Below are 17781 nucleotides of genomic sequence, written 5' to 3' on the forward strand. Positions count from 1 at the left end.
TAATTAATAGTTATCCTTTATTGATAACCACTTTATTGCGGGGGTGTTTAGAGGCTAATATGCATTTTTGTTTATTAGAGGTAACATGAGTATATATCTGAGTTGTTACTATTGAGCTGTGTCCTAATAAGCGCTGGATATATCGGATATCAACATCCTCTTCCAACAGCAACGTTGCAAAGGTATGCCGGAACATATGTGGCGTAATATGTGTTGCGACTCCGGCCATGTACACATATTTGTTAATCATAAACCTGACAGATTGTTCGGAAAGTCGGTTATTAAGGCGGTTAATAAAGAAAAAATCTCTCTCGTTCATTTTATCTAGAAAAGCATTTTTATAATTCCTTAGAGCTAGAAGAACATCTTTATTTACAATCTGGACAATCCGCTCCCTTGAGCCTTTGCCATAAATTCTTATGAATCCGTCCGACATATTAACATCATCGACGGTCAATGAACAAAGTTCCGACACCCTAATGCCGGTGGCAAAAAGCAATTCAAGTACAGCTATATCGCGTAAAACAGTCTTAAATTTGAAAGCAGTATTATTTTGGCTCAATTCTTTATAAACCGTTGAAAGAACAGTCTGAATGGTGGTTAAAGGTATTGTCCTGGGCAACAGGAAGGGTTCCTGAAACTTTACTTTAATTTTTGAAAATGGATCTTTCTGTATAACTTCATCGTATTCAAGATAATTGCAAAACGCTTTGAGACTGGCAAGCTTGCGTTTAATAGTTTTAGGCTTGTATGTTTTATGAAGATAAGTAATATAGTTGGACAGGTTTATCTTATTCAAATTGCCGTCTGTTCCTTTCATGTAGTTTAAAAACTGTTGAAAATCAATCTTGTATGCTTTTAATGTCTTTTGGCTTAAATTTTTCTGATATTTGCATATTTCAAGGTAATTAATTACTAACTTTTCCAATTGCAGCATTCATAATTCACCTCTAAATATATTGTCATATGCCATTATGAATGATCAGTATGATTTTGTCGAATGTTGCCGCCAACAATGCGGTAGTAATTTATGAAGTGTCCAGATGAATCTAGGTACGATCAAACAGATGCCGAGGCATAAAATAATTAAAGCCCTGCTTGACAAAAGAATTAAGCAGGAGGATATCGTGACCGCCTTTAAAATCCGCATTAGGGAAGGAGACCTTATGGCGGACGCCCTGGGTTTTGTTTATAAGCGTTCCGACGGCTGTTATTTCATAGTCACGGATAAAAATCTATCCCCCACAGTACGGGAGGAGATAATCAATCACAAAATATTCCAAATACTCGTGTACTTGCCAAAAATGCCTTATACGGTTGGGTTAAACATTATTCAAAGTTCCATTGAGAGACAAGCATTTGCTCGTGAGGTGGCAGTTAGCAATGAAGAGGATTGAGGTTATGAGGATTTTGCACTATTAAAACTAATATTTTATCATAACCTTTGGTTCCTTGTCCCTCCGTGTTATAATACACTTATGTCGTGCTGGATTATTATGGACCAGGATTGATACTAATTATATATATTGGAGGAGGAGGATCAACCGATGTCCAAGGACGTTTTTGAAAAAGCTTCCGCATTGGGTAAGAGCATTGTTGAATCTGAAGAGTTTAAGGAAATACAAAAGAAGGAAAATGAAATGATTGGAGATCCCAATGCCCAGCAATTGCTAAAAAAATTTCATGAGCTTCAAAAACTACAAAAAGAAAAACAAAAAAAAGGGGAAGCGTTAACTCCTGATGAAGCCAGGGAATTCGAACAGGTACAGCTTAAGATAGTGGAGAACAAGGCCATTAAAACCTTTTCAGAAGCCCAGGAAAAATTTCAAAACATGATGAATGAAATTATGAAAATTATCAAGGAAGCCGGTGTAAACAAGATAAAAGAATAAGGCGGAATCATTCCGCCTTATTTTACTAGATACCGGAGCAAACTACAAAAAGGCAGCTGCTCGCATTTAATCAGCAACAGCTGCCTAAGCTAATTTTCAATAATTTATCAACTAAAAACCTTAAGGCCAAAAACTACTTGACCAGAGCCGGTATACCCAATATGGGCCATACCGTCAAGGCAAATACCGCCACCATAATCAGCGCCAGAATGGTGAATGGAACACCCACCAAAAAGAACTGACCGGTGGTAAATTGTTTGGCTTGGTATGCAATGGCGTTGGGTGCCGCACCCACCAGCAGCATATAAGGCAGACCTGCCGCGGCCAAGCATGTATACAAGATCAGGTAAGAGTTAACACCCAGGTACTCGGCCATTACCAGGGCCACCGGCATTGTAATGGCAATGGCCGCCACGTTCATAATAAAGTTGGTCATAATGATCACCAAAAAGGCTATAGCCACCACGAAAACCAACCAGTTGGCATTTTGGAACATAGTCAGCCAGTGTATGGCCATCCACTCGGCGGCCCCGGTAACCCACAAACAAGTACCGATACTCATAGCACCGCCAAACAAAAGCACGATATTCCAAGGGACGCTCTTTTCCAGATCTTCCACCGTAAACAGCTTAGCCATAAACATAATAATTGCTGCCATCAATATGGGGATACTCCTGTTCATATCTGCAATGGCCGGAATAAACTGCTGGGTTGCCAATATAGCCACCACCGCCACAGCCAGTGCAATAACAAAGATTTCCTTCCCCGTCATGGGACCCATTTGCGAATTTACTTCATCCACTTTCTTTTTCAAACCATCGATTTTGTCCTGTTCGGGTTTGAAAAACACATAGCTCAGCAGAAACCAGGTTATTAATACCATGATAATACCCAAAGGTGCCATGGCTATGGAATATTCGAGGAAACCAATATCAATACTGGTGAATTCTTTGAAGAATCCCAATGCCACCGGCCCACGAGCCGCACCCAGCAGGGTGATTAAGCTGCCGGCACCGGCGGAATACGCCATACCGATAAACATAGCCCTGCCAAAATTCGTGGGTACATCCTCTTTACCGTACATACTTATAATGACCAGCATCAGCGGGAACATGGTGGCAGCCACTGCCGTGTGGGCCATCACCAGCGTCAATGCCAAGGTCACCAGAAACACACCCAGCAGTATTTTACGGGAATCCTCACCCACCACGGAGAGCATTTTAAAAGCCAGACGGGTTGTCACACCCGCTTTGGTAAAAGCTACGCCCAGCAGCAGCGAACCTAAAATGAACAGCACCGATGGATCCATAAATACGGCAAAAGCTTCGACAGCCGGCCGAATCATAAATGCCGCCTGCATAACGCCGATAGTAAGACTGGTTACACCAATGGGTATTACTTCAAACACCCACCATACTCCGGCCAACAGAAAAAGTCCGATGGACAACTGCGCCTCCCGCGATAATTCAAATGCCTTACCCGTAGGATCTACGGCCGGCGGGAGTTGGGGCAAGAAATAAAAAAGTGCAAATAAACCGATACCCAATACTGCAAAAGCTATTCTTTTCCACTCGCCTGATAAGTCATTAATTTGTTGTTCGGCATTTACGGAAGCGCTGATAGCTGCTTGTGTGGTATTACTCATTTAACCACCCCCCATAATAATTAACCGAGGCTTAAAGCCGGTTAGTTAAATAATTAACAATTAGCGGTAGTGAAATATATCACTATATAAGCTGCAAACCCATGCTATTTTCTTCTAAATCCCTCCTCACCATGTGGTTTATTCTTAGTTGCTACTTTTAATCAATAGCACTATTTTAGATTTGTGCATTATGTAACTTACTAAGATTATATTTAATTCTCATTCTTTTTGCAACTACTTTTTGTCACTACATCGAAAAGTTTTAAAAAAAATTTCTGATAATTGGGCTTATGGAAATACGTGTTGTGAACTAATTAACATATCTTTGCCCGTGCGGATTTAAACCCGCATGGACAAAGATACTCTATGACGCGCCACATCCACCGCAAGCACGCGAACGGCAACCACATCCCCCACCGATATCACATCCAGCGGATGGCGTACATAACCTTCGGTCAGCTCCGAAATATGCACCAGACCGTCATTTTTTACGCCAATGTCCACAAAAGCACCGAAATCAACTACGTTGCGCACGGTACCTTTCAGCAGCATGCCTGCCCGGAGATCTTCTATACTCAACACATCAAACCGAAAAACCGGCGGGGGCAGTTCTTCGCGCGGGTCACGTCCGGGGCGCATCAGGCTTTCTATTATATCCCGCAAAGTCGGCACACCGGCACCCAGCCGTGCCGCCAGGTCATCGATATCTAACCGGGCCAGCCTGGAACGCAGGTCCGAGCGGCCAATGTCCACAGTTTTAACACCCAGCAAGTCCAATAATTTAGCTGTTATCGGGTAGGATTCGGGATGAATGGGCGTGGCGTCAAGCAAATTCTCCCCGCCACTGATGCGCAGAAATCCCACGCACTGTTCAAAGGTTTTAGAGCCCAACCGGGGTACAAGGGCCAGCTGGCGGCGGTTCAGAAAACGACCGTTTTGCTCCCGGTGCCGCACTATATTTTCCGCCACCACGGCATTGATTCCGGCTACATAGCCAAGCAGCGATGCCGACGCAGTGTTTAAATCGACGCCCACATAGTTAACAGCCGATTCCACTACTTTAGCCAGACTTTCATTCAATTGTTTCGGCGCCACATCATGCTGATACTGGCCCACACCAACGGCCCGGGGCTCAATTTTCACCAGCTCGGCCAGCGGGTCCTGCAGCCGCCGCGCGATGGATACAGCGCTGCGGGCCGATACGTCCAAATCGGGAAACTCCCTGGCAGCCAATTCGGAAGCTGAATAAACGCTGGCCCCGGCCTCACTGACAATAGTATAAACCAGCCCCGACTGTTCTTGTTGTATAAAACCGGCTACGAACTGCTCGGTTTCCCTGGAAGCGGTGCCATTGCCAATGGCAATAACCTGCACGGCATACTGTTTGACCACCCGGGCCAATTCGGCCTCGGCTTCAGCTATCCTTTTTTGCGGCGGCGTGGGGTATATTACACCCACCTCTAAAAGTTTTCCCGTTTCATCCACTGCGGCCCATTTACACCCCGTCCGGTAGGCGGGATCGAGCGCCAGTACCATTACATCCCGCACCGGAGGCTGCATAAGCAGACTGCGCAAGTTGCGGGCAAAAACCTGCACGGCACGGGATTCGGCTTCCTCCGTCAATTCACTGCGCACATCACGTTCCACAGCCGGCGCCACCAGCCTTTTATAAGCATCCGCCACGGCCTTTTGCACCAAGCCCAAAGTTACCGATTCACGTTTTATAAAACGGCGGTACAGCCAGTCAAGCACCGCATCACTATCCACCTGTACCGTCACCTTGAGATACTCCTCCCGTTCACCCCGGTTAATAGCCAGCACCCGGTGCGGCACTACTTTGCGTATCGGCTCCTGGTAATCATAATACATCTGATAGACCGATTCTGCCTGGACATTCCGAGCCCGGGTCGCCAACAAGCCCTGCCGCCGGGTATAATCCCGCACCCAGCCGCGCACATCAGGATCATCGGCCACTTGTTCGGCCACTATATCCATCGCCCCCTGCAGGGCGTCCTCCACGGTTAATACCGTCTCCGATAAATATGCGCCGGCTTCGGTCTCCGGGTTACCGGCCTGCGGAAGGGAGATAAGATACTCCGCCAGCGGTGCCAATCCGCGCTCCCGGGCCACCCCGGCCCGGGTTTTACGTTTCTGCCGGTAGGGTCGATAGATATCCTCTACCTCGGTAAGTTTAACGGCGCTCATTATCCTGTCCCGGAGTTCCTCAGTCAGCTTGCCCTGCTCATCAATAATCCTCAGCACCTCAGCCTTGCGCTGTTCCAGGTGGCGGTGAAACTTGACCAGCTCTTCTATGCGCCGTATCTGCACCTCGTCAAGTTCGCCGGTTGCCTCCTTACGATACCGGGCAATAAAAGGCACGGTGTTGCCTTCTTCCAACAGATGTACGGTACTCTCCACTTTATGCCGGGGAATATCGGCTTCCCGGGCCACTATTTGCAGAATATCGTTTAGCAATGCGTTTGGCATAAGGTCTTTTTCCTCCCCCAAAATTTATATCTTTAACCGTAAAAGCAGATGCCTGTAATATGCTTTTACAATTATATGATACATACCCGATTTTACCAATGTTTTGTTAAATTAAAGCGGTATCTTATCCCAATTTCGACAAGCAGTCTAACGAAATATATGACAATCTATTGTTTTTTCTAATGCAAGCGCCTTATGTTCCTGTTAGAGTGTGATCTTTCGCAAATTAATCCTTCTAATTAATAATCCGGAACCATATGTTTTATTGATGCCGCATTGCGCCTTTAACTTATCAGGTAAGATAGCCCGGCTTGGATGTTTTATTAATAAACTAACCATGGGGAGATGGTTTTTTGACCAAGGAAGTCACAAACCAAACTATTACCCGCAACGCGCACATAAACAGGTGGTGCGCCCTACCCGCACCGTATCCGGAAGTAAGAATACAAAGGCCCAACCGCTATTACGCTGAATTACTGCTGGAGGATTACGCCGGCCAGGTCAGTGAAATGACTGCTATTAATCAATACTTTCACCACCATATCGTCTTTGGAGAAAAGTTTGCCGACTTGGCGGAGCTGGAGGAATGCATTTCTATAATTGAGATGCAGCACCTGGAAATGTTGGGTGAAACCATTTTATTGCTGGGCGTAGATCCTCAGATACGCACCCTGACCAATAATAAGGCAACCTACTGGTGCGGTAACTATGTTTATTACGGAAACTCTGTTTGCGACCGCCTGGCCGCCGACATAGCCGCGGAAAAATCAGCCATAGAACAATACCGCAAGCATCAGCAATTAATTCGGGACCCCTTCATAGATGAAATGTTGGAAAGGATTATTATGGACGAGCAATATCACCTGCGATTGTTTACCGAAGCTGTGGATAAATATTGCAAATAACTACTTTCAACATGCAAAGAGTTACAGATTTTCCGTAAAAATTGACTATGATCAAGCAAAAATAAAAGGGTTTTTGTTGCAATGTGCTGAAAAATACACCAAAGAACATCAAACTAATATTCCAAGATCATCTACATAAGGCAATCTTACCAATTCGATAAATAAAAACCTTGACTTTACCGGCCGAAGCGGGTGTGGCACGACCGGGCTTTGCATTAACTATCCGTTATTGCCGCCGGTATCGCCGGTCGGCGGCCCGGGCGCGGCCGCTTACCAACCCGGGGGCTCAACCTTAACTGAGCAGGTGATTTTATTTGACCAAATATAAACTGGCTGTGGACACCGGCGGCACATTTACCGATTTTTGCCTGCTGGGCGACAACGGTAGATTATTAATTGCCAAGGAACCTTCAACCCCTGATGACCCTTCCCGCGCAGTACTGGAGGGTATAAAAAAAATAGCTTCACAGCAAGGCATACGGCTCCGGGAGATTAATTTTGTACTGCACGGCACCACGGTAGCCACAAACGCCATATTAGAGCAAAAAGGCGCCCGCACCGCATTGATCACTACCCGCGGTTTTAGAGACATTATTTTTATCGGACGTCAAAATCGCCCGCATCTATACAATTTTTGGGCACAAAAACCGGCCCCGCTTTTGCCCCGCCACATGGTGTTGGAAATTGAAGAACGAATTTTAGCGGACGGCAGCGTTAAAACCAGGCTTGGGAAAGAAGACATAAACAACCTTATAGAACAATTAAGACAGTCCGGCGCCGAATCGGCAGCCGTGTGTTTATTGCATGCCTATGCCAATCCCGAGCATGAAATAATAATTAAGGAAGCACTGCGAAAAGAATTGCCTCACCTATCCATAACCATTTCCTCGGAAATACTACCGGAATTCAGAGAGTATGAGCGCACCAGCACCACGGTAATCAACGCCCTGGTCAAGCCCAAAGTGGACCGCTATGTCAGCCGGCTGGCCCAAAATTTACGTTCCGCCGGTGTTGAAAGCGAACTGTTCATTATGCAATCCAACGGCGGGGTAATTACCGCCCCCCAAGCCCGGCAGCAGAGCGCGCGCACCGTGTTAAGCGGCCCGGCGGGCGGCGTACTGGCCGGTGTTTATATAGCCCGCCAAACCGGTCACAACAATTTGTTAACCGCGGATATAGGCGGCACCAGTATGGATATCTGTCTCATTCACAGGCAAGAACCCCGCTTTACAACAGAAGGAAGCATCGGTGGCCATCCACTGCGGCTGCCCATGCTGGACATCCACACCATCGGCGCGGGGGGAGGCAGTATCGCTTGGATTGACACAGGTGGAGCACTGCGGGTAGGCCCACGCAGCGCCGGATCCATACCCGGACCGGCCTGCTACAACCTGGGGGGACACGAGCCCACGGTAACGGACGCCAACATGGTACTGGGCCGGCTGACCCCGGAAGACTTTGCCGGACTGGATAATATAAGCACGGAAATGGCCGCCCGGCATGTCGATGAAAAAATAGGCCGCCCGCTGGGGTTAACCCCGGAGGCGGCCGCCGAGGGTGTTATCAAAGTGGTGAACGCCAACATGGTCCGGGCTATGCGCGTTATATCGGTGCAAAGAGGTTTTGACCCGCGCGACTTCACACTGGTGCCCTTTGGCGGAGCGGGACCGCTGCAAGCCGTGGAACTGGCCCGGGAGATGGGCATCCCACGCATTTTGATACCGCCCCACCCCGGGGTCACCTCGGCCTGGGGTATGCTTTCCGCAGACGTGCGCCATGATTATTCCATTACTCACGTCACGGATTTAGCACCCGACGCTTGCCCCGGTATCAATGCCATTTATGATGATTTAGCCAAACAAGGAAGCGGAGATTTAACCGGGGAAGGGTTCGACAAATCACAAATCAATTTGAGCCGGTTTATGGATTTACGCTACCGGGGACAGTCCTATGAGCTAACTATAGCCATACCCGACAACGAGCTCATCGGAGCCGATCTTTTAGTCATTGGGCAGCGTTTTCACCGCCGTCATCTGCAGCATTACGGTTACTGCCGGGAAAAAGCGGCAGTGGAAATCGTCACGCTGAGGCTGGCCGCCACCGGCAGACTGCCCAAGCTGCAGCCTCGCACCCGGCCATCAGGCGAACTGCCGGGCAGTTCCAGCACCAGGCGGGTATATATGAACGGTTCCTACCACGATGTGCCGGTGTACGAAAGACGGTTAACCGGACCGGGCTGGCGCATCCAGGGACCGGCCGTGGTCACGCAGGCTGACACTACCACACTTATCTGGCCGGGCAATAACGCCCGTTGTGACCGCTGGGGCAACATTATCATCGAAACGGGGGTGCGCTAAATATGCATAAACAGATGACTGCCGATCCCATCACCCTGGAGGTGCTGCGCAACGCGCTACAGTCTGTGGCGGAGGAAATGGGCGTCACTCTCACCCGCACCGCCCTTTCACCCAACATTAAGGACCGAAAGGATTGTTCCACCGCTATACATACCACTACAGGCAGCCTGGTGGCCCAGGCGGAACATATTCCCCTGCATCTGGGGCTCATGCCCACCGTTGTCAAGGCGGTCCTGGAACATTTTCCCGCGCAGGAACTTGCCCCCGGGGACGCTATAATGATTAATGACCCTTACATCAGCGGCTCCCACTTGCCGGATATATGCCTCATTTCCCCCGTTTTTTACGGGGAACAGCCTATCGCCCTGGTGGCCAATCTGGCCCATCACGTTGATGTAGGAGGCGCGACACCGGGCAGCATGTCCACATCCACCACGGAAATATTCCAGGAAGGGATTAGGATACCCCCCGTTAAAATATGCAGCCGGGGGTGCATCAACCAGGATTTACTGAATGTACTGGCTCACAACGTGCGTACCTCCGAAGAATTTTACGGTGACATCCAGGCCCAGCTATCGGCCAACCAGGTGGGCGTACAAAGACTGCAGGAGTTAGCCCGCAGGACAGGTATAGATACGCTGATCTTTTATATGCAGGCCATAATTAATTACGCCGAGCGAAGAATTCGCCTGGCCTTAAAAAACATACCCACAGGTGTTTATTGTTTCAGTGATTATCTGGAAGGGGACGGCATTACCGAAGAATTAATTAAAATCGCCGCCACCGTACATATTGGAGAGGATATGGTGAAGGTTGATTTCACAGGCACCGGCCCACAGGCAAAGGGCCCCGTTAACGCTACCCGGGGCGTAACTCTGGCCTGCGTTTATTTTGCCGTTAAAGCAGTTGCCGACCCGGATTTGCCGGCCAGCGAAGGTATCGCCCGAGCGGCGGATATCATCACCCCGCCCGGCACACTGGTCAACCCGCGCTTTCCCGCTCCTGTAGCCCACGCCAACATCAATACCGCCCAGCGGATTACCGATGTAGTGCTTGGCGCTCTGGCCCAAGCCGTGCCCCACCGGGTAACCGCCGCCGGTACAGGCAGCATGAGCAACTTTACCATCGGCGGTCAAAATGCCCGCGATGATTATTATTCCTACGTGGAAACTTACGGTGGCGGGCAGGGGGCCAAATACAACCAGGACGGACTTGACGGAGTACACGTAAATATGACCAACACGCTGAACACACCGGTGGAAGTGATAGAAATGAATTACCCCCTGCTAGTGGGAAAATACGGATTAATCCCCGATTCGGGCGGGCCGGGCCAATACAGAGGCGGCACCGGACTGGTAAGGCAAATTACGGTTTTACAAGACGCCATGGTGTCGGTCAGCACAGAGAGAAATGTACAACCTCCCTGGGGGCTGCAGGGAGGCGCACCGGGCCGCGGCTCCCTGTGCAGCATTAAACTGCCAAACAGTACCCAAGAAGTTATGCCCGGCAAATGCACCAGAGCTGTTCCGAAAGGCACCGTTATTACCCTGGAAACAGCCGGAGGCGGCGGCTTTGGCACCCCACGGGACCGTTCCCCGGAAGCCGCACGCCAGGATGTAAAAAGCGGGCTGGTCTCCAAAGATGCCGCATGGAAACAATACGGAGCGGCATTAGATAAAGATGAATAGCGAACTCGTTCAGCCAAGGCTGAACATCAGGGCTTCAGATGGGGATTCCACCCCACCTGAAGCAAAAATAGGAACTCCCACTTATAATAAGTGAGAGTCTTGGATTTGATCAAATTCAAACTTAAATTCAAATTAATAACGATTTTAATAGATAACGACATGCTTTAGGACTTAATTTCTTACAACATAAACCACGTGATATTTTTCCTTTTCAATATCCTGCTGCATATCTTCCGCTCTGATATTGCTCGGGTCGTACTCCACCCTCACCAGCTTTGTATGCATATCCACACCGATGTCCAACACTCCCGAGTATTTGTGCAGGGCGTTAATAACATTGACCTTGTCGGTTTCATCTTCTATGCCTTCCACTTTGAAAGTAACGGATTCCACATCAACCACCCCACCTGTTATTATTTAAAGTGTAGTTTATAATACTATCGCCGAAAGCCGGAAAAACGTTTTGAGAAAATACCACAAGCATCTAAATCCGGTCTAAAATTGACATTATGGAGTTAATTAAAACTAATGGTCTTCATATATCTTTCGATAGTACGAAGGTTATTATGCGGGGAACATTTTTTCCAACCCGGCAGGATAAATAAAATATTAGTCTAATTATCTAGAAATGAATGAATGCTCATTTTGGACAAGGTGGTGAAGATTTTGACTTACCAAACCATAACTTATGAATTAAAGGAACATGTGGCCTGGTTAACCCTCAACAGGCCAAAAAGTTTTAACGCCATTAATCTTGAGCTGGCTCAAGATTTTACCGGAGCGCTGCGGCAAGCTGAACAAGACGATAATGTCCGCGTCTTGGTGGTTACCGGATCTGAAAAAGCTTTTTGCGCCGGCGGTGATTTGTCCTGGTTGATGGCATCGGACGACAACCTAAAGAAGAGGCAGATATTAGATAACGCCGCGACAGTCATAACCATGCTGGACAGGCTAAGTAAACCCGTCATTGCCGCAGTAAACGGCGCGGTAGCCGGAGCGGGCACAGCGGTGGCCATGGCCTGCGACATGGTACTGGCAGCGGAAAACGCCAAATTTGCGCCGAACTTTGTAAATATTGCCGCTGTACCCGACAGCGGGGCCTCCTGGTTTCTGCCGCGCTATACAGGCTATCACAAAGCAGCGGAATTAATGCTCACCGGGCGCATGCTTGATGCCGGGGAGTGCTGTGAGCTGGGCATTTTTAATCGTGTGGTAGCGGCGGAAGATTTACACCGGGAAACATTAAAACTAGCGCGGAAACTAGCTGCCGGTCCCCAGCGAGCGATACGTTATATCAAGCAAATGCTCAAGTTAAGCGATCAGAACACTCTCGCCGCTCAGTTGGAAGCGGAGGCCTCTATGCAGCTTATGGCCTGGTCGGATGATGATTTCCCGGAAGGTGTAAACGCATTTTTACAAAAAAGAAAGCCTAATTTTAAATAATCAATATGCTGTTTAATCCCAATTATATTTTCTCAGACCAATAGAAGCCACCGGCCCATCAAGAACGGTGGCTTTTCATTTTAAAATCCATGTACCTTGGACAGCCCTACCCATTATACATAACATCCGAAAGGCTTCCCGCCCGATTATTTTATGCTCCGGAGGACATCGTCATTTTTTAGCAAATCCAAGCGGCAAACTTAGACAAGCCCTGGCCGCGTTAGCAACATGGCAGTCTATTAAGATTTTTCCGCCCATGATATACTATTAGGTGGTAAAACCCACGCATCGTTATGCAATTGATATCGGTACGGGAAAGGAACGGATAATAGATGCAATACACACAAGGGAAAATAGGACGCGTCTTCGTTGCCCGGGTGGAGCACGGAGACGATTTGCTTGCGGAATTAAAGAAGCTGGCCGGGCAAGAAAAAATCGAGGCGGGTATTTTTTATGCTATCGGCGCTATAAAGGAAGCCTCCCTGGTGGTCGGACCCAAAGCATGCACTCGTACCCCGGAAGCAGTCCGGCGTAATTTTAACGACTGCCGTGAAATGATCGGTATAGGCACAATTTTTCAGGATAACGGCGCACCGGCACTGCACCTGCACGGAGCCCTGGGCAAGGGCGACACCGCCTTAATGGGCTGCATCAGGGGCGAATCGGAAGTCTACCTGGTGGCGGAGGTGATTATTCTCGAGCTGTTGGACACCGGAGCCGTCAGAGAATTCGATGCGGCATCCGAACTTAAAATACTTAGCTTTTTACGATAACGGCAAGGCTGCTTTAGCGCCAAATGTGACCAAAATCACACCGCAGGTAAACTAATTTTACTGATATACGGAAAACCTCCCGGTATACTTAAACCATATGTGAATCATCTGCGTTAAACAAGTATCTATAATATGGGAGGCTACAGCATGAATTTTTTTACCATAAAAAAATGCCGCAACTGCCCCAACCGGGTGGTGGATTTAGACATGTTGGAAAACGAACTGCTGCAAGTGCTGGATAACTGCCGATTTAACATCCGCGCAGGATCGAAAATAGATAATGACCGCCCCCTGCACCACCAAATGTTTCACCTGGCCCTGGCCGGCTGCCCCAATTCCTGCAGCCAGCCCCAGATTAAAGACTTTGGCGTTCAGGGACAGGCCGTCCCGGAAGTAGGCGAAGGATGCAGTAAATGTGGCGCCTGCATCGAAGTATGCGCCGAGGCCGCTATAAGCATGGCGGAGGAAAAGGCCATCATTGACCGCGGCGCCTGCCTTAATTGCGGACAGTGCGCCCGCGCTTGCCCCACCGGGGCATTGCATTTAAACAAGGTAGGTTACAAAGTGCTGGCCGGGGGCAAACTTGGACGGCACCCCCGTTTGGCCACCGAATTAATGGCCATGGCCGACACAGGCGATGTGGCCGCATCGCTTAAACGCTGCGTGGAGTTGTTTATTAATGAAGGCCGTCCCGGTGAAAGATTGGGCAGTGTACTGGACCGAACTGATAAAGAATTTAATTAGAAGGGAAATCTATGCATCAATCGAAAGAAGAACGCGTACATGACGTATTTGAATCGATTTCAGGTAAATATGACTTTATGAATTCGGTGATCAGCTTCCAACGGCACAAAGCCTGGCGCAGGGATACCATGCGGCGCATGCGAGTGCAAAAAGGCCAGATGGCGCTGGATGTATGCTGCGGAACGGCTGACTGGACCATTGCCCTGGCCAAAGCCGTCGGTCCGGAAGGAGCAATCTATGGGCTGGATTTCAGTCAAAATATGCTCCAAATCGGCCGGGAAAAGGTACAAGCCCGGAACCTGCGGCACGTGCGGCTTATCCACGGCAATGCCATGGAATTACCGTTTGCCGACAATTCCTTCGATCACGTGACCATTGGCTTCGGCCTGCGTAATGTTCCGGACTACCTGCAAGTACTGCGGGAAATGAGCCGGGTGGCCAGGCCGGGCGGCCAAGTAGTCTGCCTGGAAACATCCCAACCGGCCATGCCGGTATTCAGACAACTGTATTACGTCTATTTTGGCTACGTGATGCCGTTTCTGGGTAAGCTGCTGGCTAAGAGCTACAAGCAATACTCCTGGCTGCAGGAATCGGCCAGGGATTTTCCCGGCTGCCGGGAACTGGCGGATATGTTCCGGCAGGCCGGACTGGTCGATATAGAAGTAAAAGCGTACACCGGAGGAGTAGCCGCCATGCACCTGGGGCGCAAACCAAAGTAAACTTGTTCGGCTATAAGCTGAACATCAGGGCTCCGGATGGGATTCTACCCCGCCTGAAGTGAAAAATAGAACTCCCACTTATAGAAGCGGAAGTCTTAGAAATCAGATGATTAATTAAAGACGTTTGCATTGTTCACCGGAATATGCATAACGTCTTTTTAGGGTTTGTTATCCGACAGCATCAAGCCCAACTGCCAAAGCTAAAATCGCCGCAACAAGCGGGAACCGTCCTCACCTGCTCTACAGGTATTTCCACGGACAAAGCCTGCGTTCCAAACAATCGAGTATCATATAAATAATAAAGCCCAGCAAGCCCATGGCAATAATACCGGCGAACATTTCCCGGAAAGCATACCGGGACCAGGCATCCAGCAAATAATAGCCCAGGCCCTCCCGGCTGACAATGGTTTCCGAAAAAAATAAAATTGCAATAGCCGTACCCGAGGCAATACGCAGCGAGGTAAGCACCTCGGGCAACACCGCGGGCCATACCACGTGCTTGTAGATATCATACTGGCGTGCGCCAAGCGATTTTATGGAATTAATCACCGCCGTATTAATACCCCGGGCGGCGTCTCTTATGGGGACCAGGATTTGAAAAAAAACCACCAGGGTTATCAAAAAGATTTTAGAGATATCCCCTATACCAAGGAGCACCATTAATACCGGCAGAAATACAATTTTGGGCACCGGATAAACCAGGTACAAAACAGGAGCCGCATAACGGTCCAGCCTCGCCTCCCGACCCAGCACCATTCCCAAAGGTATAGCTATTGCCAGTGATGCAACCAGGCTCACCAACACCCGGTAGCTGCTAATAATAAAATGCCGCCATAAACCGCGCGTCAATTCCTGAAAAAACGTAGCCAATGCCGGCAGCGGTTCAGGCAGAGCGGGATTATCCAGCGCCACGGCCAGCAGCTCCCAGCCCAGCAGCAAACCGGCTATGGAAACTATGATAGCTAATAAATTTTTGTATTTTAGTTTAGGCATCAATAAATCTACCCCGTTTACGGCACCAGTTTTTCACGCAATATCGTGGTCAAAGCGTGAAATTGAGCTGATTTTCGGTAACCCGGCTCCCCTGCCCCGGGATTGTCCACAATATCCAAGACCCGTCCCGGATGGCCGGACAGCACAATAATTTGCCGCCCCAAGAAAATGGCTTCTTCTATACTGTGGGTTACCAGCACAATAGTCATCCGTTTGCCCTGCCATATTTGCAGCATTTGTCTTTGCAGCTTTTCCCGGGTTAAAGCATCCAGTGAAGAAAACGGCTCGTCCATCAATAGCAGGTCGGGCTCCAAAGCCAGGGCCCTGGCGATACCGATGCGCTGCCGCTGACCGCCGCTCAGCTGAGAAGGATAACGGTCCCGCAGTTCCCACAGCCCCACCTCGGCCAGTACCCGTTTTACCGCGGATTGTTTTTGGCCCCCTTTTATACCCCTGATTTCCAAGCCCAGTCCCACGTTATCAAAAACCTTTTTCCAGGGCAGCAACCCGTAGTCTTGCAAAATAAGTGCCGTCTGTCTGCGCAGAGGGGCCACCGGCTCCTTATCTACCAGCACCTTACCGGAAAATTTACCCAACAAGCCGGACAGCACATATAACAAGGTTGACTTGCCACAGCCCGACGGGCCGATGAGCGCGCAGGTACTGCCTTGAGGTATATCAAAAGATACTTCCCGCAAGGCAGGCACCACCTGTTGCCGCTGACGGTAGTCCACCGATAAATCTTTTACTTCAACCATTAGTAATTGTTGCAAGGAATTTATCACTTATTAATAACCCGCCCGTCCACCAAATCGTCATAGCTTAGTTCTTTTTGCAGTAAGTCATGATCCTTCATCCAGGCAATGGTCTTTTCCAGACCATCCCTATCCGGCAGCCCGGGCGCGGAAAAATGCAATGCCAGGGGATGTTCGTTACTGGACAGCACGTCTTCCGGCACTCTGGCCTTTGCGGACAAAAGGGTTTCATATTGCATGGGATCGGATTGTAAATCTTCCACCGCACGGGCGTAAGCATGCATTAATTTCCGTATTCCCGGCAGATTGGCAGCCAGAGCTTCCTTGCGTACAATAACCACTGTTTGCGCCACAGTGTTTTCCGTGTTGTCCAACACAAGACAGGCCCCTTTAATTTCCGCCAGAGTAGCAAAAGGGTCGGGCAAAACAGCCGCTTTAACCTGGCCATTTAAAAGGCTATCCAACCGGATAGGCAATTTAACTATATTAGTTTTATCGATTTCTTCGGGCTGCAAACCGCGGGCACCCAGCAAACTGTCGGTGATATACTCATTAACGGTGTTTAAAGAAAGGGCAATGGGTACGTTTTTCAACTGTTCCGAGCTTGTAATATCCGAACCGGGAGCCGCCAGTATGGCAAAACGGTTTTCCCCGGGCACGGCGCCCTGAGCCACGGATACAGCCCGCACCTCGGCACCGCTGTTATTCATGGCGGCCACAGCCAGCAGATCACCGACACCGGCGTCTATCTGCCCGGCAACAAAAGCACTGTCCCGCTCCAACGCGCTGGGAAAGGGCACCAGTTCAACTTTCAAACCTTCTTCCGCAAAATAACCGTTTTCCTCGGCCACCCAGAAGGGCAGGTTATCTGTAATCGGCATCATGCCCACCTTAATAGGGATCGGTTGTTCACCGGCCGGCTGTGGGTTATGACCGCCGCATCCACCCATGGCAAGCAACAAACTTGTCATTAACAAAATAACCGTTATTTTTCCACGCAAATACAATTCTTTCCCCCTCCTATATATGGATAGCGATTTATTTTACCACACCCAACATTTTATCAACATTCTATTTTTAAAAATTAAATCCTGCCTTTACAATTTCATCGCCCACTTTAAAAATATAATCCGCCCCAAGCAAAGACAAAAACAATAACCTTTATCAGCAAGGAGGATTTTTGTGTTATGACCAACATAAAAGCACGCTCATAATAAACCAAAGTCTCGTTAGGCATTTGGAGCATCAGGTGGTGCTTTTAGTAAATCTTCCCGCTGCAAATAGATCGAATCAACATTACCGTCAAGGCATGTAAATAATCCCGGCACTTAAAAGGAAAATAAAAATATTAGCAAAAAAGAAATAAATATAGCGAACGAA

The 17781-nt window shown here is 48.7% G+C and carries 16 protein-coding genes; 9 read left to right on the top strand and 7 right to left on the bottom strand.

Translation table 11 applies throughout. From position 1 onward, the window contains the following. Nucleotides 1-10 precede the first annotated feature (10 nt). On the bottom strand, nucleotides 11-937 hold the full coding sequence (locus tag ABDB91_RS14320) for a tyrosine-type recombinase/integrase (RefSeq protein ID WP_347488384.1): 927 nt from the start codon (nucleotides 935-937) through the stop codon (nucleotides 11-13). 190 nt (nucleotides 938-1127) lie between these two features. On the opposite strand from ABDB91_RS14320, the gene ABDB91_RS14325 reads away from it, so the two are divergent. Continuing rightward, complete coding sequence (locus ABDB91_RS14325) at nucleotides 1128-1397, top strand: hypothetical protein (protein ID WP_347488385.1); 270 nt, start codon at nucleotides 1128-1130, stop codon at nucleotides 1395-1397. Nucleotides 1398-1547: 150 nt separating this feature from the next. Beyond that, nucleotides 1548-1892, top strand: a complete 345-nt coding sequence (locus ABDB91_RS14330) for a YlbF family regulator (protein ID WP_347488386.1) — start codon at nucleotides 1548-1550, stop codon at nucleotides 1890-1892. A 133-nt stretch (nucleotides 1893-2025) separates the two neighbouring features. Here ABDB91_RS14330 and ABDB91_RS14335 read toward each other — a convergent pair whose 3' ends face one another. Together ABDB91_RS14335 and ABDB91_RS14340 are read right to left on the bottom strand one after the other, a co-directional pair. After that, nucleotides 2026-3537, bottom strand: coding sequence for an SLC13 family permease (locus ABDB91_RS14335; RefSeq protein ID WP_347488387.1), 1512 nt, complete (start codon nucleotides 3535-3537; stop codon nucleotides 2026-2028). 339 nt (nucleotides 3538-3876) lie between these two features. Beyond that, nucleotides 3877-6024, bottom strand: a complete 2148-nt coding sequence (locus ABDB91_RS14340) for a Tex family protein (protein WP_347488388.1) — start codon at nucleotides 6022-6024, stop codon at nucleotides 3877-3879. 353 nt (nucleotides 6025-6377) lie between these two features. Between ABDB91_RS14340 and ABDB91_RS14345 the strand changes: the two genes are divergently transcribed. The 3 genes from ABDB91_RS14345 to ABDB91_RS14355 all read left to right on the top strand — a co-directional run bounded on the left by ABDB91_RS14345 (nucleotide 6378) and on the right by ABDB91_RS14355 (nucleotide 10974). Further along, nucleotides 6378-6929: a manganese catalase family protein gene (locus tag ABDB91_RS14345; protein WP_347488389.1), complete on the top strand. Its 552-nt coding sequence runs from the start codon at nucleotides 6378-6380 to the stop codon at nucleotides 6927-6929. A gap of 314 nt (nucleotides 6930-7243) precedes the next feature. Next, entirely contained in the window at nucleotides 7244-9286 is a 2043-nt protein-coding gene (locus tag ABDB91_RS14350) for a hydantoinase/oxoprolinase family protein (protein WP_347488390.1), read from the top strand. Between the two features lie 2 nt (nucleotides 9287-9288). Next, entirely contained in the window at nucleotides 9289-10974 is a 1686-nt protein-coding gene (locus ABDB91_RS14355) for a hydantoinase B/oxoprolinase family protein (protein ID WP_347488391.1), read from the top strand. A 171-nt stretch (nucleotides 10975-11145) separates the two neighbouring features. Here ABDB91_RS14355 and ABDB91_RS14360 read toward each other — a convergent pair whose 3' ends face one another. After that, nucleotides 11146-11367, bottom strand: coding sequence for a cation transporter (locus ABDB91_RS14360; protein ID WP_347488392.1), 222 nt, complete (start codon nucleotides 11365-11367; stop codon nucleotides 11146-11148). Between the two features lie 273 nt (nucleotides 11368-11640). Here ABDB91_RS14360 and ABDB91_RS14365 point away from each other — a divergent pair, with 273 nt between their 5' ends. The 4 genes from ABDB91_RS14365 to menG all read left to right on the top strand — a co-directional run bounded on the left by ABDB91_RS14365 (nucleotide 11641) and on the right by menG (nucleotide 14653). Then, entirely contained in the window at nucleotides 11641-12417 is a 777-nt protein-coding gene (locus tag ABDB91_RS14365; protein ID WP_347488393.1) for an enoyl-CoA hydratase/isomerase family protein, read from the top strand. 332 nt (nucleotides 12418-12749) lie between these two features. Then, nucleotides 12750-13190, top strand: coding sequence for a PPC domain-containing DNA-binding protein (locus ABDB91_RS14370; protein ID WP_347488394.1), 441 nt, complete (start codon nucleotides 12750-12752; stop codon nucleotides 13188-13190). A 147-nt stretch (nucleotides 13191-13337) separates the two neighbouring features. Continuing rightward, the gene (locus tag ABDB91_RS14375; RefSeq protein ID WP_347488395.1) at nucleotides 13338-13934 is read left to right on the top strand and encodes a 4Fe-4S dicluster domain-containing protein; all 597 of its coding nucleotides are present in this window, start codon (nucleotides 13338-13340) and stop codon (nucleotides 13932-13934) included. Nucleotides 13935-13945: 11 nt separating this feature from the next. After that, nucleotides 13946-14653, top strand: a complete 708-nt coding sequence (menG, locus tag ABDB91_RS14380) for a demethylmenaquinone methyltransferase (RefSeq protein WP_347488396.1) — start codon at nucleotides 13946-13948, stop codon at nucleotides 14651-14653. Nucleotides 14654-14893: 240 nt separating this feature from the next. On the opposite strand, the gene ABDB91_RS14385 is transcribed toward menG, so the two are convergent. The 3 genes from ABDB91_RS14385 to ABDB91_RS14395 are packed head-to-tail and all read right to left on the bottom strand — an operon-like array spanning nucleotide 14894 to nucleotide 17408. Then, nucleotides 14894-15646 carry an ABC transporter permease gene (locus tag ABDB91_RS14385; protein ID WP_347488397.1) on the bottom strand — a complete coding sequence of 251 codons (753 nt, stop codon included), beginning with the start codon at nucleotides 15644-15646 and terminating at the stop codon, nucleotides 14894-14896. 17 nt (nucleotides 15647-15663) lie between these two features. Continuing rightward, on the bottom strand, nucleotides 15664-16431 hold the full coding sequence (locus ABDB91_RS14390; RefSeq protein WP_347488398.1) for an ABC transporter ATP-binding protein: 768 nt from the start codon (nucleotides 16429-16431) through the stop codon (nucleotides 15664-15666). Beyond that, the gene (locus ABDB91_RS14395; RefSeq protein ID WP_347488399.1) at nucleotides 16428-17408 is read right to left on the bottom strand and encodes a MetQ/NlpA family ABC transporter substrate-binding protein; all 981 of its coding nucleotides are present in this window, start codon (nucleotides 17406-17408) and stop codon (nucleotides 16428-16430) included. Before ABDB91_RS14395 ends, ABDB91_RS14390 begins: the two co-directional genes overlap by 4 nt. Nucleotides 17409-17781 lie beyond the last annotated feature (373 nt).

Source organism: Desulfoscipio sp. XC116 (genome assembly GCF_039851975.1).
In the GTDB taxonomy this organism is placed as follows: Bacteria; Bacillota; Desulfotomaculia; order Desulfotomaculales; family Desulfallaceae; genus Sporotomaculum.